Origin of the sequence: Sutterella megalosphaeroides (genome assembly GCF_003609995.1) — a bacterium.
Lineage (GTDB): Bacteria > Pseudomonadota > Gammaproteobacteria > Burkholderiales > Burkholderiaceae_F > Sutterella > Sutterella megalosphaeroides.
Map to the genome: position 1 here is coordinate 1111766 of NZ_AP018786.1, position 23336 is coordinate 1135101.

Annotated in this window: 6 protein-coding genes and 2 rRNA genes; all 8 read left to right on the plus strand. The window is 61.4% G+C overall.

Annotation, left to right across the window (positions count from 1 at the left end; translation table 11 throughout):
- The first annotated feature begins 109 nt into the window (after nt 1-109).
- Entirely contained in the window at nt 110-3763 is a 3654-nt protein-coding gene (locus S6FBBBH3_RS04860; RefSeq protein WP_120176680.1) for an autotransporter outer membrane beta-barrel domain-containing protein, read from the plus strand.
- A 246-nt stretch (nt 3764-4009) separates the two neighbouring features.
- Entirely contained in the window at nt 4010-6133 is a 2124-nt protein-coding gene (tamA, locus tag S6FBBBH3_RS04865; RefSeq protein WP_269460466.1) for an autotransporter assembly complex protein TamA, read from the plus strand.
- On the plus strand, nt 6130-10875 hold the full coding sequence (locus tag S6FBBBH3_RS04870; protein ID WP_120176681.1) for a translocation/assembly module TamB domain-containing protein: 4746 nt from the start codon (nt 6130-6132) through the stop codon (nt 10873-10875). The genes tamA and S6FBBBH3_RS04870 overlap by 4 nt, the downstream gene beginning before the upstream one ends.
- 359 nt (nt 10876-11234) lie before the next feature.
- Entirely contained in the window at nt 11235-12785 is a 1551-nt protein-coding gene (locus S6FBBBH3_RS04875) for a Na+/H+ antiporter NhaC family protein (protein ID WP_120176682.1), read from the plus strand.
- A gap of 318 nt (nt 12786-13103) precedes the next feature.
- Nucleotides 13104-13826: a CopM family metallochaperone gene (gene copM / locus S6FBBBH3_RS11410; protein WP_120176683.1), complete on the plus strand. Its 723-nt coding sequence runs from the start codon at nt 13104-13106 to the stop codon at nt 13824-13826.
- A 300-nt stretch (nt 13827-14126) separates the two neighbouring features.
- Nucleotides 14127-18077, plus strand: a complete 3951-nt coding sequence (gene purL / locus S6FBBBH3_RS04885) for a phosphoribosylformylglycinamidine synthase (protein ID WP_120176684.1) — start codon at nt 14127-14129, stop codon at nt 18075-18077.
- Between the two features lie 520 nt (nt 18078-18597).
- A 16S ribosomal RNA gene (locus S6FBBBH3_RS04890) occupies nt 18598-20132 on the plus strand.
- Between the two features lie 290 nt (nt 20133-20422).
- Nucleotides 20423-23303, plus strand: a 23S ribosomal RNA gene (locus tag S6FBBBH3_RS04895).
- The 16S and 23S rRNA genes sit together here, the layout of an rRNA operon.
- The last annotated feature ends 33 nt before the right edge of the window (nt 23304-23336 follow it).

Genomic DNA, 23336 nt, shown 5'->3' on the forward strand with positions numbered 1-23336 from the left:
GCCACATGCTTTTTCCCGGCTTTGCGACATCGCTCCCGGGTTCGTTTTTTCTTCGATCGGTCGGGCGGCTCTTCGGGTCCGCGCGCTCCGCTTTTTACGTTTTCAAAACATGCTGAACGAATTCTCCCTGAAGAAAACGCCGCTCGTGGCGGCGCTCGGCGCCGCACTTGCGGTTTCGGTTGCGGCCCCCGTCTGGGCGGCAGAGGACGAAACGCCCCCCGAACCCACCGCCATCGACGGCAACGCCGAGTCCGTCTGGGAGGCCGAAAAGGAAGCGCCTTCTTACGAGGTTTCGGGCAAAGACGATGAGACGATCGACATCTCGGACGAGCGTTCCGTTACGGCCAAGGGGAAGGGCACCGTACTTTCGTCGATGACTGTCTCGGGTACGGGGAGCTTCACGAACCAGTCGAAGGCGGACCTTACGTTCGGTGATGACTCCACCCTGACGATCAACCTCACGGGGTCGGCCACGGGTGAAGAAGACGCAAAAACGGGCTCCTTCGTGAACCGCGGTAAGGTGACGCTCGGCAAGGGCGAGCATGCGATCCAGGGCGACGCGATCGTTCAGGAAGATCCCGACAAGAAACTCGCGCTTCCGACGATCACGATGGGGGACGTCGTCGTGTCGGGCGACGGTGCGGTCCTCACGAACTCAAACCAGGGCTACGTCGTCAAGGTGAAGGAACCTCCGAAGGAGGAAGGGGCCGACCCCACATACAAGGACGATACCCGCACGCTCGTTTCGTTCGATCAGCTGACGCTCGAAAAGGGCGGTCGTTTCGTGAACGCCGAAGGCGCCCGCGAAACGGGTGATGCGCTCTACGTGGCGGACTCCTCTTCGAGCGCCGAAATCAACGGCACGTCCGAATGGGATACGGTCACGATCAACCTCGACGCCCCCAAGGACGACACGGAAGAAAAGCCCGAGGGTGAGAAGGCTGCCGGCGATCCCGCGATCACCGTGGCAGATAAAGCACACCTCTCCGTGACGGAAGGCCTCACGATCCGCGGCAACGCGAGTACGGAAAAGTCGGTCTTCGGTGACATCGTGGCTGTGGGCGCGCAGGCCGAAGATGCGGCCGAGTCGCTCGTCACGATCGACGGCACGCTCGCCTTCGCCCATGAAGGGACGCTCACGCTCGCGCCCGTCAAAGGCGTCGACATCTCGGGCGTTGCGATCGACCTCGATCGCGCCTTTACGAATGAAGAATTGGGGAACGGCTCCGGCCGCGCCAAGGCGGAGAACCTCTCCGTGCTCGAAATCTCCGACTTCGGCGGGACGCTGACGGAAATTCCGCCCGAAACCGAAGAAGGTGAAGACGGCGACAAGGGCGACGCCGCCACCCGCGCCGAGGGTGACGAAGGGTCGGATGCCGACAAACCCACCCACACCTGGTCGGCGGCCCGCTTCGGCGCGATCGCCGTCGACGGTGCCTCGACGATCAAGCTTTCGACCGCCGCCGTTCCGACGGGCAACGAAAAGCTCGACGAATCGAAGTCGGACCTCTTCTCGACGGGCGAACGCGTCGCGCTTCGCACGGGCCACTTCACTTTCACGGAAACGTGGGCGAAGGGCAAGGCCGTCGAATGGGAAAAGAAGGAGGACTCCGCCTCTGGGAAGGCCGACGGGGATGACAAGAAGACCGTTCTTGAGAAGGTCGATGAAAAGCTCAACCAACCCGCCGCCGAATTGCATCAGGAAATCTCGAACGCTCAACTTCGCGTCGACGGCGTCTTCGGTGTTCTGAAGGGTGAAACCCGCACGGTGACCTTCGACTTCGACGAAAACGGGAATTTCCTTGAAAGTACGGACGGCTACGAAAGCGTTGCGAACAGCACGAGCGAAAACGAATTCCAAAAGTCGAAGCAGTTCATCGACGTGACGAACAGCCGCCTGCAGGCGTCGGGTCTTCGCATGGACGGCGGTGTGCTCACGATGTCGAATTCCGACGTGACTTTCGGGGCGCTGGCCGCGATCAACGGCAAGGTCGAATTTACGGCAGGCGAAAACGGCAACTTCCTCGGTCTCGGGTGGCTCCCGACGGCGGAAGAGCTCGACAACGTTCCTGCCGAAGACCGCCAGGGCAAGGCGACCGTCTTCGTCGGTCAGACGATCGTTCTCGACAAGGACGGCTCGCTCGTTCTCGGTAAGACGACCTCGACGGGTTCGGCGGCTGCCGCGGGCGACAATGCGGGCGAAGGCGAGGACGACAAGGAAAAGAACAACGCCTCGCTCACGCTCGGCAGCGACGCGCTCATCGTCGTCGATACGGCTTCCTTCGCGCGCGGTCCGCTTTTTGCGAGCAACCTCGAAAAGGGGAGCCTTACGATCGAAGCGGGTGCCGCGGTCGACGCGCGCAACCTCACGTGGGGTACGTATCAGCTCTTCGAAAACCTCGATACGGCCGAAGACGCGAAGAACGTCGAGCTCAAGGTTGAATTCGATCCGACTGCTTCCGTACAGTCGCACTGGCTCGTTAATCTTTCCGAAGAGGAAAGCAAGCACGTGACGGCCGACTACGACCCCGCCAAGGGTTGGATCAAGGTCGGCATCGGCTCCGAAGGCGCCGTCGACTCCTCCGTCGAAGCGCTTCACCTCTCGGTTGACGCCGCCAATGTCGCGAACAACGTCTTCGTGAAGGGCGAACACAACACGGCCTACGGCGACGTTGCCTTCATCACCCGTGCGATGGGTCTCGTGGGCACGCAGATCGCGGGTCCGAAGGAATCCGCTTCGGGTGCGTCGCTTCTCTCGACGACCGACGCCGACGGGCGCGTGTTCTTCGACGCGAACGACTTCGCGAAGACCATGAACCTCGCGACGGGCTTTGCGGCCGCCACGGCCGTCAAGGCGCTGACGGTCGACTTCAACAGCTACACGGTCGATCAGATCGAACACCACGCCGCGACGATTCCGCACGAAATGCGCGGCTGGTGGGTGCAGCCGATCGCCTCGAAGATGAAGACGGACGAGCTTTCCGCCGGCAGTCTCACCGCGGGCTACTCGCTCGATACGGTCGGGATCATGGGCGGGTACGACTTCACCGTGCCGAACGGCGACATCTGGGGTATTGCGGCCTCCTACCAGTCGGGTGACGCCGACGGCGAAGGCGACGCGCAGTCGATGACGACCGACATCACCAATTACGGCTTCCACCTCTGGGCCGCCCGCCACTACGGGGACCTCAAGGTGATGGGGACGCTTTCCTACATGGTGACGGACGGCGATGCGGACATGACGATCGACCGCATGGGGCGCCTCTCCTCGACGGACATCTCCGCCAAGGCGTTCGCGTTCGGCGTGAACGGCGCGCTCACGAAGACGTTCGGCGCCATGACGATCGTTCCGCACGCGGGTGCCCGCGCCATGATGATCGACGTCGACGACATTACCGCCACCTACCAGGGTGCGGAAGCCTTCCGCTTCAAGGACGACACGAGCTGGGTCTTCGAAGTGCCGGTGGGCGCCACCTTCAAGACGGCGTTCGAATACCAGCGCTGGAACGTTCAGCCCTACGTCGACCTGACGGTGCGCGGCCGCTTCGGCGACACGGACGGCTCCTACACGGTGACGGGCGCCTCGCAGGGCGGCTCCGACACGATCGACTACGACGTGACGGGCTCCTTCGTGGGCGACGTGAAGCTAGGCTACATGTCGACCTTCAAGGACCTCAACCTCGGGATGAGCTACGGCTTCTCGGCGGGCGACGCCGGTCGCCAGAACCACACGCTTGAAGCGACGATGCGCATCGATCTCTGATCGAACGTCACTCGAACGCCCGACGGTCCTTTCGATGCGCTCGAAGGACCGTCGAGGGCGAAAATCACAAAAACCGCGAAACCCGACGCCCCGTGCGCCGGGTTTCGTGTTTTCGGGGAAAGCACGGAAAGTGCGGTGTAGCGGGGTGTTTCAAAAGCGACGGCTCCTTCGGGGAATCCTCTACAATGAGGCGGAACCTTTCTTCGTCCGATTCCGCGGGAGGCGCGACGCCTCCCCTCACGTTCCATGGCTTCGACGCGCATCTCTCTTCGACCGCTTATCGTTCTACTCGTTGCCGCATGGTCGGCGGCCTCGGTCGCGGCGACCGCTCCGACGGCCTCGAACGACGAGACCGAAAAGACCGAGCAAACTGAAAAGACCGCTTCGGCCCGATCGAACGACGCCTCGGAAGGCTTCTCCTGGCGACTCGAAGGCCTGGAGGGGGAGCTTGAAGCCAATGTGCGCGCGCAGCTTTCCGCCATTCCCGACAACATCTCGACCCGCAGTCGCTACCGCACCCGCGTGCGTCAGGCGGTGCGCGAAGGGCTCCGAGCGCTCGGGTACTATTCGCCCGCGATCGAATTCCGTTGGGAATCGGCCCCGGCGAAGCGTGCGACGGATACGAAGGACGCGAAGGAGGACGAACCGGAGAACGCCGCCCTCGAAGCATCGGAATCCGCCGCGGACGCCAAAGACGATGCGGTTGCGGCGAAGAACCCGCCCGCTGCCCGCCCGAAAGAGCCTCAAAAGCCGGGGGTCTTCGAACAGACGCCCGTCGGTCAGGCCGTGGGAACGCTTGAAAGGCTGGCGCGCCGTCCCAATCCCTCGCGCGTGCTGCGCGTCAAAGTGACGCCCGGAGAACCCGTGCGGATTGCGGCCGCGGACGTGAAGATTTCGGGCGACGCCGCCCGGGATCCCGCCTTCAAACGTTTGCTCGCAAAAGTCCCCGAAAAGGGGACGGTGCTCCATCACGGCGAATACGACGCTTTTAAAAACGACCTCGTCAATACGGGGGTCGCGCGCGGGTACTTCGACGCGCGGTTCGAGCGCAGCATGCTCGGGATCGCTCCCGATCGCAACGAAGCCTACTGGATGTTCGATTACCGAAGCGGCGAACGGTACCGCGTCGGCAAGGTGCGCTTTACGGGCTCGCAAATTCGCGAGAGCTACCTCCAGAATCTCGTCCCCTGGGTTGAGGGCGAAGAGTACGCGGCCGAAGACGTTGCCGAACTCAACCGCAGGCTCTCGGCTTCGGGCTGGTTCAATTCCGTGATGGTCGCGCCCGTTTTCGAAGAAACACGCGAAGTGCCCGCGTCCGAGTTCGACGCAATCGAGCCGAAAGCGGGACGAGAGAAGCCCGTGCGTTCGGACGACTCCGAGGAGACCGTGAAGGTCGTGCCCGTTTCGGCCGTGGTGACCCCGAAGCAGGGAAACTCCATGGAGGTGGGGCTCGGCTACTCGACGGACGTAGGTCCGCGCTTCAAGTCGACCTGGGTTAAGCCCTGGGTGAACGACCGCGGGCACAGCCTCCAGGCCTCGACCGCAATTTCGGCCTACGAGCAGGAGTTGGAAGCGACCTACCGGATCCCCGAAGAGCGCGCGCCCCTTGAAGAATATTGGCTCCTTCAGAGCGGCTTGAAGCACACGGACTTGAACGACACGAAGTCGCAGTCGATGACCTTCAAGGCGTCCCGCTTCTGGGAAATGTCCACGGGCTGGCAGCGCGCGGCGAACCTTCAGTGGTCGATCGACAAGTTCACGCAGGGTGCGGACGACAATACGACGATGCTTATTTACCCGGGCGTGAGTCTTTCGAGAACGCGTACGCGCGGGGGGCTGATGCCCGTCTGGGGTGATTCGCAACGCTACACGCTCGACGTCTCGAACACGATCTGGGGTTCGGACATCGACTTCGTCGTCTTCAACGCACAAGGGGCGCTCGTTCGCACCTACGACTGGAAGCACCGGTTCGTGCTTCGCGGAAACTTCGGTTGGATCGAAACCGGGGACTTCGACGAGGTGCCGCCGGATCTGCGATTTTTCGCGGGGGGCGACCGGAGCGTTCGCGGCTACGACTACAAGAGCATTTCGCCCAAGGACGAAACGGGCGAACTCATCGGTGCCCAGCGGCTTTTGACCGGTTCCGTCGAGTACCAGTACAAGGTGACGGGCAAATGGTGGGGGGCGGTCTTCGTCGACGCGGGTGAAGCGGTCGACAAGTTTTCCTCCACCAACTTCAAAACGGGCGTGGGCTTCGGAGTGCGGTGGGAGTCGCCCGTCGGTCCCGTCAAATTCGACATCGCACGCCCCGTGGGTGACTCGGAACACAAGGACTTCGCCTTTTACATCGGTCTCGGACCCGAACTATGACGCCTAAGAAATGTATCGGACTCGCGCTCGGCGCACTCGGCGGAACGGCGGTTCTCGCGGCGGGCGCCGCGGGGATCCTGCTTTTTACGACGCCGGGTTTGGAGTTCGCGGCCCGTACGGCCGTGAAGTACGTGCCCGGTCTCTCGATCGGAGGGATAGAAGGCCGCATCGACCGGCTGACGATCACGGACTTCGCCTACGAAATGCCGGGCGTCACCGTGGCGGCAAAGCGCCTTCATACGGTGTTCGACCTCGCGGCCCTTTTCAATTCCTTCGCCCGCATCGAAGCGGTCGACGTTTCGGGCCTTGCGGTCACGATCGAGACGAGCGCGATGGCGCCTTCCGCCCCCGCTCCCGAAGAGGAATCGGCCTCGCTTGCCCTTCAACTTCCCGCCCCGTGGCGCTTCGCGGTCGAACGCCTCTCGGTCGAAGACGCCGATGTCGTCGCGGACGGGAGTCGCGTCGCCTGGGGGTCGTTCACGACGGGCGCCGCCTGGTCGGGCCGCGCCCTGCAATTGACCCCCACGGTGCTCGAAGACGTTCGGCTGACGCTCGCGAAGGCCGCCGAAGCGCCCTCATCGTCGGTGTCGTCGGCATCGTCCGGGGCTTCAACGCAAGAACCCGAACCCGCTCAAGCCTCCCAGGAGACACACGAACCTCAAGCGACGGAAGCGCCCGCGCCGACCGAGGTCGCTGCGAACCACGTTTCCGCAGGTACTTCAGAAACCGCACCGCAAAACGCTCCGAACCGGGCGCCCGCAGCCGAAGGTACGGAGGCCCCGTCGCCCGAAAAGGTCGCGTCGGCTCCGTCCGCAGCGTCCGATGGGCCTGCCGCAGCACCTCTCTCATCGGACGCATCCTCCGTGCCCAAGTCCGCGCCTTCGGACTCGGGCTTCACGTTCACGGGACGCGACGAGGCCGAAGCGCCCGTCTATGCGGGCAAATTCGAGGCGCCGAAGCCCCGGGGCGTTCAAAAGTCGATTGCCGAGGTGCTCGACGAAACGTTTGCAAACCCCCTGATCGAAGCGCTTCCCACGGTGGAACTGCCGCTTGACGTCGCGATCGAGGACCTTGAGATTCGCAACATCCGCTGGACGAACGCGTCCGACTTCGGCGTGCCGACGACGGACGTAGCCCGCATTCACCTGCGCGCCTCGACCCTCGGGAGCACCGTGACCGTGCAGACCGCGGAAATCGCCTCGCCCGAAGGGGACCTCGCGTTCGAAGGCAAGGTGCGCCTCGCCGATACGTGGCCGCTCGATTTGCGCCTTGCGGTCGGCATGGATGCCGAACGCGTCGCGTCGCTCGTTCCCGCATTGCGCCCCTATTTCGAGGCGAACCGCCCGGCAGGGGCCGGCGCTCTTTCGGACTCGGTCGAACTTCGCGCAACGCTTTCGGGCGCGCTCTTGGAGCGGCTCGGGTTCGATCTCACGTTGAAGAACCTGCTCGCCGAGCCCTTCATGGTGTCGGGCGACGCGGCGCTTGCGGAACCGAAGCTGCCGCTGCGGCTCGACCTCTCCTTGCCCGCCCTCACGGTGCCGTTGCCGCAAAGCGAAGAGGGGACCCATGCGGCGACCGATGCGGTGAATTCCGCAGAGTCCGCGAATGCCACGGATAAGCCGACGGAGGTTGCGGCGGCGGACGCCGCGAAAGCTCCGGCCGCTCCCGCTTCTCCTGCGAACCCCGCAACCGAAACAAAAGTGGGTACTTACTTCGAAGCAACGACGCCCGCTGCGACGACCGTTGTGTCTGCTGCGGCTGCCGAATCCTCCGTCAATGCCTCCAATCCCGCCAACGCAGTAGGCGCGGACCCCGGCCGGTCGTTGCCGGGCGATCGCGTGACGGTGCGCGACCTGCGCGTCCTCTTTTCGGGCGACACGGACGACTACCGACTCGACGTCTCGACCTCCGTTCGGGCGGAACTTCCGGGCTCGGGCCTGGCCGCGCCTGCGGGGGTGGATCTGGAGTTGCGCGGAAACGGCAACCTGAACGGCATTCGTCTGGAGAGCCTCGGTGCACGCTTTACGGAAGGGGTCTCCGGCGCGGTGAAGCTTGCGGGCGGCGTCGAGTGGCGTCGCGGCTTTGTCTGGCGCGGGAAACTCGAAACGAATCCCGAAGGGATCGACGCCCGGGCGCTCGTTCCGACGGCGCCCGAGTACCTGCGCGGCAGCGTCGACTCGATTTTCACGGGGAACAAAACGGGCGTCTGGCGCGCGACCCTTTCGAACGTGAAGATCGACGGGAAGTTCGGGGACGCCCTTCTTGAGACCGAAGGCGGCGTCTGGACGGCGCACGACCGCTCGGCGGGGTTCAACAATTTCCGCGTTCGTCTCGGGAAGAACACGTTGCGCTTGGACGGTGCGCTTCAGGGCGTGCGCGCCTTCGACCTTCGGGCCGAAGTCGACGCCCCGGGGTTCGAGCACACAATCGAAGGCCTGCGGGGACGCGCCAAGGGCTTCGTGAAACTTCTCGGTACGGGTGCGCGCCCGATCGTCGACGCGGACTTCACCGCGGACGGCCTCGGCTGGCAGGATCTTTCCGTCGGGAAGGTGGTCCTCAAAGGGAAATTGCGCAATCAGATTTCCGAAAAGGTGATGCGCGAAGTGATCGCGAACGCCAAGGCCGCCAAAGCCGAGTACGACAGACAGATCGCCGAGCGCGAAGCGCGCGGCGAAAGCCCGGAGGGGCTTTCCTCGCGCGACGCGGCCGTCGCGGCGGCCTTGGAAACGGCACTCGCCAAGGGCGAACTCTCGGGTGAAATTTCGCTTGCGGTCGACGACCTCACCTTGGGCGAGGGGATCGACTACCCGAAGATCCGCCTTCTCACGAAGGGGCGTGAAACGAATCATCAGGCGACCCTCACGGTCGAAGGCGAACCCGTCTCGGGAAGCCTCACCGTGAAGGGGGCTGTCAACCGACGGACTTTCGACTGGAAGGGGTCGCTCGAAGGTGCCGACATCCGCACGCCCGCGGGCATCTGGAAGCAGGCGCAGCCGATGGACATCCGCTACACCCACGCGACGAAAGACATTCGCCTGGGCGCTCACTGTTGGACGCACGAATTCGGCGAAGTGTGCCTTGCCAAGCCCGCAAACCTTCGAAACGCGGGCGAGCGCGGGGCGGTCGAGGTGGTCTTGAAAAAGCTCGACCTGGGACTTCTGAAACCGTACCTTCCGAAAAAGCGCGATACCATTCAAGGCATCGCCACGGGGAACGTCAAGGCCTCGTGGAATCTCGCGTCGGGGGCGCTTCCCGACGTCGACCTTCTTTTCGAACTGCCGAAACTCGACTACCGCACCCGCATCGACGGCGCGCGCTTCCCCGTCTCGATCGAGGACGTTCGGGTGACGGGGCGCGTAAGGAAAGACGCGCTTGAAGTGCTCTGGCACCTCGTCCCCTCCGAAGGGGCCGTGGTCGACGGGCGGATCGGGGTTTCGGACCCCTTGGGCGACAGAAAGCTTACGGGTCGCGTGCGCGCGACGAACGTCACGCCCGTGACGCTCAAACCGCTTCTCTCGCGCGGCGAAAAGGCGGAAGGGCGCCTGGACGCGGACCTCACCGTTTCGGGTACGCTCGCGCACCCCGAAATCCGCGGGCGCGCGGCCTTCACGGGGCTCAACGTCGACGCGGCGATGCTGCCTTTGACGATGGAGCCGAGCGACGTCGTCTTCACGTTCTTGGGTACCTCGTCCGTCCTCGAAGGGGCGCTCAACACGCGGGACGGGAATCTCATTGTTCGGGGCTCGGCCGACTGGTCGACGCCCGCCGACTGGCGCGCCCGGGTGAGCGCGAAGATGAGCGACGACAAGGGCGTGCTGCGTATTGCGGTCCCTCCGATGGTGACGCTTTCGGCCGTGCCCGACATCGAGGCGCGGGCCTCCGCCGAGCGCGTGACCCTCACGGGGCGCGTCGTCATTCCCGACGCCCGCATTGAGGTGGAATCCATCCCCGAATCGGCCGTGAAAGTGTCGAGCGACGCCGTGATGCTCGACGAAAACCTGCAGCCGAAGCTCGCTCCCGAACCTCCGATTCCGTTCGAAAGCCGTGTGGCCGTGGAATTGAAGCGCGCCTTGATCGATGCCTTCGGCCTGAAGGCCGCGTTGAACGGGGAGTTGCAGGCCGTGCAGGATCCGAAGCACGGGTTGGGGCTTTCGGGCCAGATCAACATTCCGGCCGGGCGCTTTCGCGCCTACGGTCAGGACCTGATGATCCGCCGCGGGACGGTGCTCTTTGCGGGCCCGGTCGACAACCCGAGCCTCTCGATCGAGGCGATTCGCAACCCCGAAACGACGGCCGACGACGTGACGGCGGGGATTCGCGTGACGGGGACCGCGTCGAAACCCGAAGTGACGCTTTTCTCCGACCCCGCGAAGTCGCAGGAAGAAACGCTCTCCTACCTCCTGCGCGGCGAAGGTCTTGGAACGCTCGGAGAAGGCGAAGGGAACATGATGACGAGCATGCTCCTTGCGCTCGGCACGTCGACGGGGAGCCCGGTTCTGGGTGCGATCGGCGACTCGGTCGGGATCAGCAACCTCGGTATCGATACGACGGGGGTCGGGGACAACTCCCAGGTGGTGGTGTCGGGCTATGTGCTCCCCGGCCTTCAGGTGAAGTACGGGATCGGAATCTTCGATTCGCTCGCCACGTTGACGCTTCGCTACCGCTTGATGCCACGGCTCTACCTCGAAGCGGTCTCGGGCGTCGATCAGGCGATCGACTTCCTGTATCGGTTCGATTTCTAAGTGTTTTCAAGAGGTAACGGCTACGACATTTTCCCGACTTCATGCCCCGTTGAGTGGAATACCTCGGAAAAAGCACGCCCTCGGGGCGCTTTTTTCCGAGGGTCCGCCGTCCCTTTTCGACACCCGCCGATAGAATGCCCGCATGCGCCTCGCTCGACGCCGAGCGGGGCCTTTTTCCCTTCACGGGGAATATCGGTCGCGGGAATTCACCCAAAACAAAGAAGCGGGTCACAAGACCCCTCGTCCCGCGTCCGTTCGCCCGGGGCTTCGCGCGCGAGAAACGCGAAGCCGCACGAAATCGAACGGGTCGCCTTCCGACCGTCCTTGAGCGGACGGCGACCGCCTCAAGGAAAACACACATGGAACCGTATGCAGCCGGTTGGTTTTCGATCGTCCCTCCGATCGTGGCGATCGTTCTTGCTCTTGCCACGAAGGAAGTGCTCTCTTCGCTCGTGCTCGGCATCCTCACGGGGACGCTGATCTACACGATCGGTACGGACGGCAACGTGCTCATGGGTACGCTCGAAGGGGCGTTCACGACCATGGGCAACAAAGTCGACTTCAACATCCTCATCTTCTGCTCGCTTCTCGGGGCGCTCGTCTACGTGGTCGCCATGTCGGGCGGCACCAAGGCTTACGGCAGCTGGGCCGTCACGAAGATCAAAGGCCGCAAAGGGACGCTCCTTGCGACCTCGGGTCTCGGGATTCTCATCTTCATCGACGACTACTTCAACTGTCTCTCGGTCGGGACGGTGATGCGCCCCTTGTGCGACAACTACCGCATCTCCCGCGCGAAGCTCGCCTACATCATCGACTCGCTTGCGGCGCCGGTGTGCATCATCGCGCCCGTTTCCTCGTGGGCGGCGGCCGTGGGGTCGTCCCTCAAGGGTAACGGCGTCTTCGAATCCGACATGGCGGCCTTCGTCGCGTCGATTCCGTGGAACTTCTACGCGCTCCTATCGATTCTGATGATTCTCTTCATCGTGTTGACGGGGTACGACTTCGGTCCGATGAAGCGCGCCGAAGAGCGCGCCCTTGCGGGCGACGTGGGCGACGTCGCCGCACACGCGCACGCCGAACCTCCGCACGCGAATCCCCGCGGCACGCTCTGGGACATGATCGTTCCCGTTCTCGCTCTGATCGTCTTTGCGGTCCTTTCCCTCATGTACTCGGGCGGCTACTGGGGCGATGACGCCGCATACCACACGTTCCAGGCAGCAATCGGCAATTCGAGCGCCGCCTCGGCGCTCGTCTGGGCTGCGTTCGGCGCCGTGGCGGTGGCGTTCTTCCTTTACGTCCCGCGCGGTCTCGTGCCCTTTGCCGACTTCATGCAGGGCCTGGTCGAAGGGATGAAGCTGATGCTCCCCGCGAACATCATCCTCGTTCTCGCGTGGACGCTCTCGGGCGTGTGCCGCGACCTTCTGCAGACGCCCCTCTTCGTGCAGGGGCTCGTCGAATCGTCGGGCGGCGACCTGTCGCTTTTCCTCCCCGCGGCCACCTTCCTCATCGCCGCCTTCCTCTCCTTCTCGACGGGGACGGCCTGGGGGACGTTCGGGATCCTCATTCCGATCATCGTGCCGGTTGTGCAGGGAATTGATCCGCAGCTGACGATCGTCGTTCTCTCCGCGACCCTTGCGGGTTCGGTCTTCGGCGACCACTGCTCGCCCATTTCCGACACGACGATTCTTTCGTCGGCGGGTGCGGGGTGCAACCACATCGAACACGTCTCGACGCAGATTCCGTACGCTTTGCTCGTCGCCTTCTGCTCGACGGCGGGTTACGTCGTGGCGGGCTTCACGCACGGGAACCTCGTCGCCTCCTTCGGTACGGCGCTCGGCCTCATGGTGGTGCTCGCGACCGGGCTCCATTTCATGAAGACGAAGGACAAGAAGGCCGCTGCCGCCGCGTAAGCGCATAAGCCTTCGTCGGATCCGTCGGGGCCGCTTCGCACGTGCGAGGCGGCCCCGATGCGTTGGAGCAAAATACAGAAACGATTTCTGCAACCGTTCGCGAAGCTTGTTAGGGTTTGTATCTACTCTTAGGGGTTTCTAAGGATGGGGCGTTAAAGTTCTCTCCGTAACGCGGCCCGAGGGCGGGGCGTTTCGGGATTTCAGCCGAACCTTCGGGCGCGTTTCCGGTCTTTGTTTTTCTTTCGTATTCTCCTGTCCGCGCTTCCGGCCTCGATCCGATCGGTCGCGGACTCCTCTTCACAAGAAGGAACCCACACCATGCGCACCCTTTCCACGCTCGCCGTCACGCTTCTCGGTACCGGTCTCGCTCTCGCTTCGGGCGGCGCTTTCGCGGCCGATCCGCACGCCGGGATGAACCACGGTTCGATGAATCACGAAATGATGAACCACGGCACGCACAAGGTCGAACGCACCCCGATGCAGGCGGAACTCGCGGCCGGGATGGACCGCATGCACGCCGACATGCACGCGGGCATGATGCTCCTCGACGCGGACGCCGCCTTTGCCGCGGGTATGGTGCCGCACCACAAGGGTGCCGTTGAAATGGCCGAAGTCGAACTCAAGTACGGCAAGGATCCCGAAATGCGCAAGCTCGCCGAAGCGATCATCGCCGCCCAGGGTCCCGAAATCGAACAGATGAACGCGTGGCTCGCCCGCAACCCCGAAAAGACGAAGGCGAAGGGCGAGACGCACGGCGACATGCTCCCCATGCACAAGGAACTCATGGCCGGCATGACCGACATGCACGAAGGGATGGCCAAGTCCCTGAACGTCACGGACGCCGACATCGCCTTTGCGGTCGGGATGATCCCGCACCACCAGGGCGCCGTTCAGATGGCCGAAGTCGAGCTCAAGTACGGCAAGGACCCCGAAATGCGCAAGCTCGCCGAAGCGATCATCGCCGCTCAGGGCCCCGAAATCGAACAGATGCAGGCTTGGCTCAAGTCGAAGAACGTCGACCTCGCGACCTGCTGCAAGTGATGAGCGCATGAGAGCGCGAGCGGTCGCGCTCTTTGTGAGAGTTGCTCGGGAGGAAGGGCTCCGTACTTCGGTACGGAGCTTTTTCGCGTTTTCGGAAGATCCCGCGAATCGCTCGAGGCCCGCCGGAGGTGGCTCTTCCGGGCGGAAAATTCGCGGAAAATCCCTCGGCGCCCGCCTCTCGGTCGGCGCGTCGAGCGTCGCCCGTTTATAATGGCGCCACTTTGGATTTTCCATCTCCCGCGCCCGCGCAGACAGACTTCACCCGTTCCGCCCGGGCGCTTCTCTCTCACTAGGACAGCTATGACCACCTTTCACGGCATCGTCTTCGCCCTCCCGGGCGGTTGCGCGCTTTCGGACTTTCGCGCCCGTCGTGCGCTTGCCGCGCTCCAATCCGTCCAACCTCATGTCGAAGCGGTCTCTGGCCGCTTCGTGCATTTCGTGCATGCCGAACGCGAACTGACGGATGTTGAAGCCGAGCGTCTCGGCTCGTTGCTCGTCTACGGCGACCCGGCGGCGGACGTTCGCGCGGACGCGGCCTTCATGGTGGTGCCGCGCCTCGGGACGATCTCGCCCTGGGCCTCGAAGGCGACCGACATCGTGAAGAATTGCGGCATCGGCGGGGTGCTGCGCGTCGAACGCGGCACGGTCTTCTCGCTCGCGTTCTCGGAAGGGTACGTCCCCTCGGCCGAAGAGCTTGAAGTGCTCGCCTCGAAGCTTCACGACCGCATGACGGAATCCGTCGTGGGTTCGGACTTCACGGGCGAAGACCTTTTCGTCGACCTCGAAGGCCGCCCGATGGCGACCGTCCCCCTCATGGAAGAAGGTCGTGCGGCTCTGGAGCGCGCGAACCTCGACATGGGGCTTGCGATGTCCGAAGACGAAATCGACTACCTCGCGGATGCGTTCGGCACGATGAAGCGCAACCCGACCGACGTCGAACTCATGATGTTCGCGCAGGCGAATTCCGAGCACTGCCGCCACAAGATCTTCAACGCCCGTTGGACGTTGGACGGCACGGAGCGCGAAGAAACGCTCTTCGGCATGATCCGCAAGACCCATAAGACGTCGCCCCAGGGCACGATCACGGCCTACGCCGACAACGCCGCGATTTTCGAAGGCGGTACGGCCACGCGTCTTTACCCGCGTCCGGGCGAAGAGGGCGACCTCTTCGGGCGCGTGTTCGAACGCCGCGACGAAGTCGTGCACACGGTCTTCAAGGTGGAAACCCACAACCATCCGACGGCGATCTCGCCCTTCCCGGGTGCTTCGACGGGTTCGGGCGGCGAAATCCGCGACGAAGGCGCGACGGGCCGCGGTGCTCGTCCGAAGGCGGGTCTCACGGGCTTTACCACGTCGGCCCTGCACCTCCCGGAAGCTCCGCAGCGCTGGGAAAACGACGGCGACGCCGCGCGCGGCGAAAAGGCGCAGGCTGCTTACGGCGCCCCTTCGCGCATCGCGACGCCGCTCTCGATCATGACGGAAGGTCCCCTGGGCGGCGCCGCCTTCAACAACGAATTCGGCCGTCCAAACATCCTCGGCTACTTCCGTACCTTTGAAGCCAACATCGACGGCGTTCGTTACGGCTACCACAAGCCCATCATGCTCGCGGGCGGTATCGGCAGCATCCGCGACGACCAGACGAAGAAGACCGTTCCGCCCGTCGGCAGCCTCTTGGTTGTCCTCGGCGGCCCCGGCATGCGCATCGGTCTCGGGGGCGGTGCCGCCTCCTCGATGACGACGGGCTCGAACTCCGAAGCGCTCGACTTCGACTCCGTGCAGCGCGGCAACCCCGAAATGGAACGTCGCGCCCAGGAAGTGATCGACCGCTGCTGGGCGATGGGCGAAGAAAATCCGATTCTCGCCATTCACGACGTGGGCGCGGGCGGTCTCTCGAACGCCATGCCCGAACTCGCGGACTTGTCCGGCAAGGGCGCTTCGTTCGACCTTACGAAGGTCCCCGTCGAAGAGTCCGGCATGTCCCCGCTTGAAGTCTGGTGCAACGAATCGCAGGAGCGCTACGTGATTGCGCTCGATCCGGCGAAGCTCGACCTTTTCACGGCGTTCTGCGAACGCGAACGCGCGCCCTTTGCCGTGATCGGCACGATCACCGAAGAGGCGCACTTGAAGCTCGCGCGTGCCGCGGGTGAAACGGATGCGGTCGACATGCCGATGGAAGTCCTCCTCGGGAAGGCCCCCCGCATGCACCGCGACGTGCGTCACGAAGAAAAGCACCTCCCCGAATTCGACGAAACCGGGATCGACATCGAAAAGAGCGCCTACGACGTGATGCGTCATCCGACGGTGGCCTCGAAGTCCTTCCTCATCACGATCGGCGACCGTACGGTGGGCGGGCTCGTTGCGCGCGACCAGTTCGTCGGTCCCTGGCAGGTGCCGGTTGCGGACTGCGCCGTGACGACGCTCGGCTTTGAAACGAACCGCGGCGAAGCGATGGCGATGGGCGAACGCACGCCCCTCGCGGTGATCGACTCCGCGGCCGCCTCTCGCATGGCCGTGGGCGAAGCGCTCACGAACATGTGCGCGGCCGACGTGGAACTGCCGCTTGTGAAGCTTTCCGCCAACTGGATGGCCGCTTGCGGCGCTCCGGGCGAAGACGCGCGTCTCTTCGACGCCGTGAAGGCGGCGTCCGACTTCTGCTGCGCGCTCGGCATCTCCATTCCGGTCGGGAAGGACTCGCTCTCGATGAAGACCGCTTGGAAGGATGGCGACGACGCGAAGAGCGTCACGTCCCCGGTCTCCCTCATCGTGTCGGCCGCGGCTCCGGTGGGCGATGCGGCTCTGACGGTGACGCCGGAACTCAAGCGCGAACCCAGCTCCGTCCTCGTTTTCGTCGACCTCGGGTTCGGTCGCAACCGCATGGGCGGCTCCATCCTCGCGCAGGTCGAGCAGCGTTTCGGCAACACTGCTCCCGACTGCGAAGATCCCGCGGCGCTCGCGCGCTTCGTGGGTGCGGTCCGGAAGCTCGTCGCTTCGGGCTGCGTCTTGAGCTACCACGACCGCTCGGACGGCGGCCTCTTTGCGACCGCTGCCGAAATGACCTTCGCTTCGCGCCTCGGCGTTCGCCTGACGCTCGACTCGCTCCTCGAAGCGCAGGGTGCTACGGTGACGAACGTTCTCTTCAACGAAGAACTCGGCGCGCTCCTCCAGGTTCGCGCCGACCGTGCCGACGAAGTCGTGGCGACGATGCGTGCCGAAGGGCTCGCCTCTTGCTCGCACTTCATCGGTGAAGTGACCGACACGGACGCGATCGAAATCGTCCGCGGCGGCGAAGTCGTCGCGCGCTTCCCGCGTGCCGAACTCCAGAAGGCCTGGACGGAAGTCTCCCACGCGATCGCCCGCGGCCGCGACAATCCGGCCTGCGCCGATCGCGAAGCCGCTCGCGTCGAAGACGCGACCGACACGGGTCTTTTCGCGAAGACGACCTTCGAGGTGAACGAAGACGTCGCCGCTCCGATGATCGCCTCGGGCGTTCGTCCGAAACTCGCCGTCCTTCGCGAAGAAGGCGTCAACTCGCAGAACGAAATGGCGGCCGCCTTTACGCGTGCGGGCTTCGAAGCGCACGACGTTCATATGACGGACCTCCTCTCGGGGCGCGTCGACCTTGCGGACTTCAAGGGTCTTGCGTGTGCCGGGGGCTTCTCCTACGGGGACGTGCTCGGTGCGGGCGGCGGTTGGGCGAAGACGATCCTTCACAACGATCGTCTCGTCGAAATGTTCTCGACCTTCTTCCACCGCAACGACACGTTCGGTCTCGGGATTTGCAACGGCTGCCAGATGATGAGCCGCCTGCGCGACCTGATTCCGGGTGCCGAAGCCTGGCCCGATTTCGTTCGCAACACGTCCGAGCAGTTCGAAGCGCGACTCGTCAACGTCGAAATCCTTGAAAGCCCCTCGATCTTCTTCGCGGGGATGGCGGGCTCCGTCATGCCGATCGTGAATTCGCACGGCGAAGGTCGCGTTCGCTTCCTGCGTCCCGAAGACGCCAAGCTCGTGCATGCGGCGGCGCGCTTCGTCGACAGCACCGGTGCCGCTACCGAAGCCTACCCGATGAACCCGAACGGTTCCGAGGGCGGCCTTACCTCGGTGACGACGACCGACGGGCGCTTCACGATCATGATGCCGCACCCCGAACGCAGCCACCGCGCGCTGCAGCTCTCGTGGCACCCGGACGCCTGGACCGACGTTTCGGGCTGGATGCGCATGTTCCGCAACGCCCGCGTCTGGGTGGGTTGATCGACCGAACCCCCGAAACCCTTCGACCCGCGCAAGCGGGTCGGTCGGTTCGAAAGGATCGAATCGATCGCAAACTCTGCGAGCCCCCTTCGACTTCACGAGTCGGAGGGGGCTCGCCTTTTCGAGGGCCGAGAAAAAATCGCCGACCTCGAAAAAAAACTCTTGACAAACGAAAATTCCCGCGTATAATTCACTTCCTCTCGCGAACGACGACGCCTCGAGCGGCGGACTTCGAGAGGGAAACAAGAACGACCGCGAAAAATTTTCAAAATCGCTCTTGGCAAAACGAAATCGACTCTGTATGATTTCAATTCTGCGCTTCACGAAGCGCAGTGCTCTTTAAAAATCAGATTCAACGAACCGATAAGTGTGAACATCGGAAAGCGAGAGGTCGCTCAAACGACAACGTGTCCTCGCGGGCACGGCTCAAAAATTTTACGAAGTTCGCACTTGTCTGATAGAAAGACGAAGGTTAATTCCTTCTCTTTCAATTCCGGCGAGAGAGCGAAAAACAGAGATTGAACTGAAGAGTTTGATCCTGGCTCAGATTGAACGCTGGCGGCATGCTTTACACATGCAAGTCGAACGGCAGCACGGGGAGCTTGCTCCCGGGTGGCGAGTGGCGCACGGGTGAGTAATACATCGGAACGTGTCCTCTTGTGGGGGATAACAACCCGAAAGGGTTGCTAATACCGCATGAGACCTGAGGGTGAAAGCGGGGGATCGCAAGACCTCGCGCAAGAGGAGCGGCCGATGCCCGATTAGCTTGTTGGTGAGGTAAAGGCTCACCAAGGCGACGATCGGTAGCTGGTCTGAGAGGACGACCAGCCACACTGGGACTGAGACACGGCCCAGACTCCTACGGGAGGCAGCAGTGGGGAATTTTGGACAATGGGGGAAACCCTGATCCAGCCATGCCGCGTGCAGGATGAAGGTCTTCGGATTGTAAACTGCTTTTGTCAGGGACGAAAAGGTTTCGGTTAATACCCGGAACTGCTGACGGTACCTGAAGAATAAGCACCGGCTAACTACGTGCCAGCAGCCGCGGTAATACGTAGGGTGCAAGCGTTAATCGGAATTACTGGGCGTAAAGCGTGCGCAGGCGGTTCCGTAAGATAGATGTGAAATCCCCGGGCTTAACCTGGGAATTGCATTTATGACTGCGGGACTGGAGTTTATCAGAGGGGGGTGGAATTCCAAGTGTAGCAGTGAAATGCGTAGATATTTGGAAGAACACCAATGGCGAAGGCAGCCCCCTGGGATACGACTGACGCTCATGCACGAAAGCGTGGGGAGCAAACAGGATTAGATACCCTGGTAGTCCACGCCCTAAACGATGTCTACTGGTTGTTGGGGATTCATTTCCTTGGTAACGAAGCTAACGCGTGAAGTAGACCGCCTGGGGAGTACGGTCGCAAGATTAAAACTCAAAGGAATTGACGGGGACCCGCACAAGCGGTGGATGATGTGGATTAATTCGATGCAACGCGAAAAACCTTACCTAGCCTTGACATGCCAGGAATCCCGAAGAGATTTGGGAGTGCCCGCAAGGGAATCTGGACACAGGTGCTGCATGGCTGTCGTCAGCTCGTGTCGTGAGATGTTGGGTTAAGTCCCGCAACGAGCGCAACCCTTGTCACTAGTTGCTACGAAAGGGCACTCTAGTGAGACTGCCGGTGACAAACCGGAGGAAGGTGGGGATGACGTCAAGTCCTCATGGCCCTTATGGCTAGGGCCTCACACGTCATACAATGGTCGGAACAGAGGGCAGCGAAGCCGCGAGGCGGAGCAAATCCCAGAAAACCGATCGTAGTCCGGATTGCAGTCTGCAACTCGACTGCATGAAGTCGGAATCGCTAGTAATCGCGGATCAGCATGCCGCGGTGAATACGTTCCCGGGTCTTGTACACACCGCCCGTCACACCATGGGAGTGGGGTTCACCAGAAGACGTTTGTTTAACCGCAAGGAGGACGGCGTCCACGGTGGGCTTCATGACTGGGGTGAAGTCGTAACAAGGTAGCCGTACCGGAAGGTGCGGCTGGATCACCTCCTTTAAAGAGAGCAAGTCCGAACGGCCTGCCGCTCTTCACGGTGTTCACACTTATCCGTGTCGTTGAAATGATTTTCGAAGACAGGAATGTTCTTTAAAAATTTGGAAAAGAAATGAAGCGTTCAACTGAATGCGCCGGCTCTTGATGAGAGGGTCGGAGATGCAGCAGTTGAGGGTTGTGATTGCATTCATTTGATTTCATGAAGTTCTCAAGAACCGACATAAATCAGAGAAACAGCGAAACACGTTACAGGTTGCTTGTAGCTTTGAAGGCAAAAGGCTTCAGAGTTATAGGATCAAGTGACTAAGTGTATGTGGTGGATGCCTTGGCGATCACAGGCGATGAAGGACGTGACAGCCTGCGAAAAGCTGTGGGGAGCTGGCAAATAAGCTTTGATCCACAGGTCTCCGAATGAGGAAACTCACCTGTTTTACAGGTATTCATAACTGAATACATAGGTTATGAAGGCGAACGCGGTGAACTGAAACATCTAAGTAACCGCAGGAAAAGAAATCAACCGAGATTCCGAAAGTAGCGGCGAGCGAAATCGGAGAAGCCCTGTGTTTGATAATGACTTCGATACCGGAACGATCTGGAAAGTTCGGCTATAGAGGGTGACAGCCCCGTACGGGAAATCGCAGTCATGGTACTAAGAACACGACAAGTAAGGCGGGACACGTGACATCCTGTCTGAAGACGGGGGGACCATCCTCCAAGGCTAAATACTCGTGATCGACCGATAGTGAACCAGTACTGTGAAGGAAAGGTAAAAAGAACCCCGGGAGGGGAGTGAAATAGATCCTGAAACCGCATACATACAAACAGTAGGAGCCTCGTAAGGGGTGACTGCGTACCTTTTGCATAATGGGTCAGCGACTTACGTTCAATGGCAAGCTTAACCGTATAGGGGAGGCGCAGCGAAAGCGAGTTCGAACAGAGCGATTCAGTCGTTGGGCGTAGACCCGAAACCAGATGATCTATCCATGGCCAGGTTGAAGGTGTGGTAACACACACTGGAGGACCGAACCGACTAGTGTTGCAAAATTAGCGGATGAGCTGTGGATAGGGGTGAAAGGCTAAACAAATCTGGAGATAGCTGGTTCTCCCCGAAAACTATTGAGGTAGTGCCTCGTGTATGACTCCAGGGGGTAGAGCACTGTTATGGCTAGGGGGACATGGCGTCTTACCAAACCATGGCAAACTCCGAATACTTGGAAGTTTGAGCACGGGAGACAGAGCACCGGGTGCTAACGTCCGGACTCAAAAGGGAAACAACCCAGACCGCCGGCTAAGGTCCCTAATATTGACTAAGTGGAAAACGAAGTGGGAAGGCTAAGACAGTCAGGAAGTTGGCTTAGAAGCAGCCATCCTTCAAAGAAAGCGTAATAGCTCACTGATCGAGTCTTCCTGCGCGGAAGATGTAACGGGGCTAAGTCAATAACCGAAGCCGCGGATGCACAGCAATGTGCGTGGTAGGGGAGCGTTCCGTAAGCCTGCGAAGGTGACTTGCAAAGGTTGCTGGAGGTATCGGAAGTGCGAATGCTGACATGAGTAACGTTAAAGCGGGTGAAAAGCCCGCTCGCCGTAAGCCCAAGGTTTCCTGCTCTACGTTCATCGGAGCAGGGTGAGTCGGCCCCTAAGGCGAGGCTGAGAAGCGTAGCTGATGGGAACAAGGTTAATATTCCTTGACCGCCGCCAAGTGCGAAGGGGGGACGGAGTATTGAAGATCATCCGGGTGTTGGAAGTCCCGGTTTCCGAGCGTAGGAAGTCGACAGGCAAATCCGTCGACGAATTTCCGAGGCGAAGGATCGAGGTTCTACGGAACCGAAGTGATTGGATGTGCTTCCAGGAAAAGCCTCTAAGCTCCAGCTTGGCGGGACCGTACCGCAAACCGACACTGGTGGGCGAGCTGAATATGCTCAGGCGCTTGAGAGAACTCAGGAGAAGGAACTCGGCAAATTGACACCGTAACTTCGGGATAAGGTGTGCCTTGGTAGCGTGAAGGGAGAAACACCCGGAGCGTGAAGAGGTCTCAGAGAATCGGTGGCTGCGACTGTTTACTAAAAACACAGCACTCTGCAAAGACGAAAGTCGACGTATAGGGTGTGATGCCTGCCCGGTGCTGGAAGATTAATTGATGGGGTGCAAGCTCCTGATCGAAGTCCCAGTAAACGGCGGCCGTAACTATAACGGTCCTAAGGTAGCGAAATTCCTTGTCGGGCAAGTTCCGACCTGCACGAATGGCATAACGATGGCCACACTGTCTCCTCCTGAGACTCAGTGAAGTTGAAGTGTTTGTGATGATGCAATCTCCCCGCGGCTAGACGGAAAGACCCCATGAACCTTTACTGTAGCTTTGCATTGGACTTTGAACCGATCTGTGTAGGATAGGCGGGAGACTGTGAAGCGAGGACGCCAGTTCTCGCGGAGTCGTCCTTGAAATACCGCCCTGATTTGTTTGAGGTTCTAACCTAGGTCAGTCATCCTGATCGGGGACCGTGCATGGTAGGCAGTTTGACTGGGGCGGTCTCCTCCTAAAGGGTAACGGAGGAGTGCGAAGGTACGCTAGGTACGGTCGGAAATCGTGCTGATAGTGCAATGGCAAAAGCGTGCTTGACTGCGAGACCGACAAGTCGAGCAGATACGAAAGTAGGTCATAGTGATCCGGTGGCTCTGTATGGAATGGCCATCGCTCAACGGATAAAAGGTACTCTGGGGATAACAGGCTGATACCGCCCAAGAGTTCATATCGACGGCGGTGTTTGGCACCTCGATGTCGGCTCATCTCATCCTGGGGCTGTAGCCGGTCCCAAGGGTATGGCTGTTCGCCATTTAAAGAGGTACGTGAGCTGGGTTTAAAACGTCGTGAGACAGTTTTGTCCCTATCTGCCGTGGGCGTTGGAAGATTGACGGGGGCTGCTCCTAGTACGAGAGGACCGGAGTGGACTGACCTCTGGTGTACCGGTTGTCACGCCAGTGGCATCGCCGGGTAGCTATGTCGGGAAGAGATAACCGCTGAAAGCATCTAAGCGGGAAACTTGCCTGAAGATAAGTCTTCCTGGAGGCTTGACCTCCCTAAAGAGTCGTTCGAGACCAGGACGTTGATAGGTTGGGTGTGTAAGCGCTGTGAGGCGTTGAGCTAACCAATACTAATTGCTCGTGCAGCTTGATCCTATAACCGTGAAGCTTTTCTCCTGTCGGAGAGAA

Bases quoted from the DNA above. Each gene is read 5' to 3' on its own strand.
- purL (WP_120176684.1), top strand. From the start codon at position 14,127: ATGACCACCTTTCACGGCATCGTCTTCGCCCTCCCGGGCGGTTGCGCG.
- tamA (WP_269460466.1), top strand. From the start codon at position 4,010: ATGGCTTCGACGCGCATCTCTCTTCGACCGCTTATCGTTCTACTCGTT.
- S6FBBBH3_RS04860 (WP_120176680.1), top strand. From the start codon at position 110: ATGCTGAACGAATTCTCCCTGAAGAAAACGCCGCTCGTGGCGGCGCTC.
- S6FBBBH3_RS04870 (WP_120176681.1), top strand. From the start codon at position 6,130: ATGACGCCTAAGAAATGTATCGGACTCGCGCTCGGCGCACTCGGCGGA.
- S6FBBBH3_RS04875 (WP_120176682.1), top strand. From the start codon at position 11,235: ATGGAACCGTATGCAGCCGGTTGGTTTTCGATCGTCCCTCCGATCGTG.
- copM (WP_120176683.1), top strand. From the start codon at position 13,104: ATGCGCACCCTTTCCACGCTCGCCGTCACGCTTCTCGGTACCGGTCTC.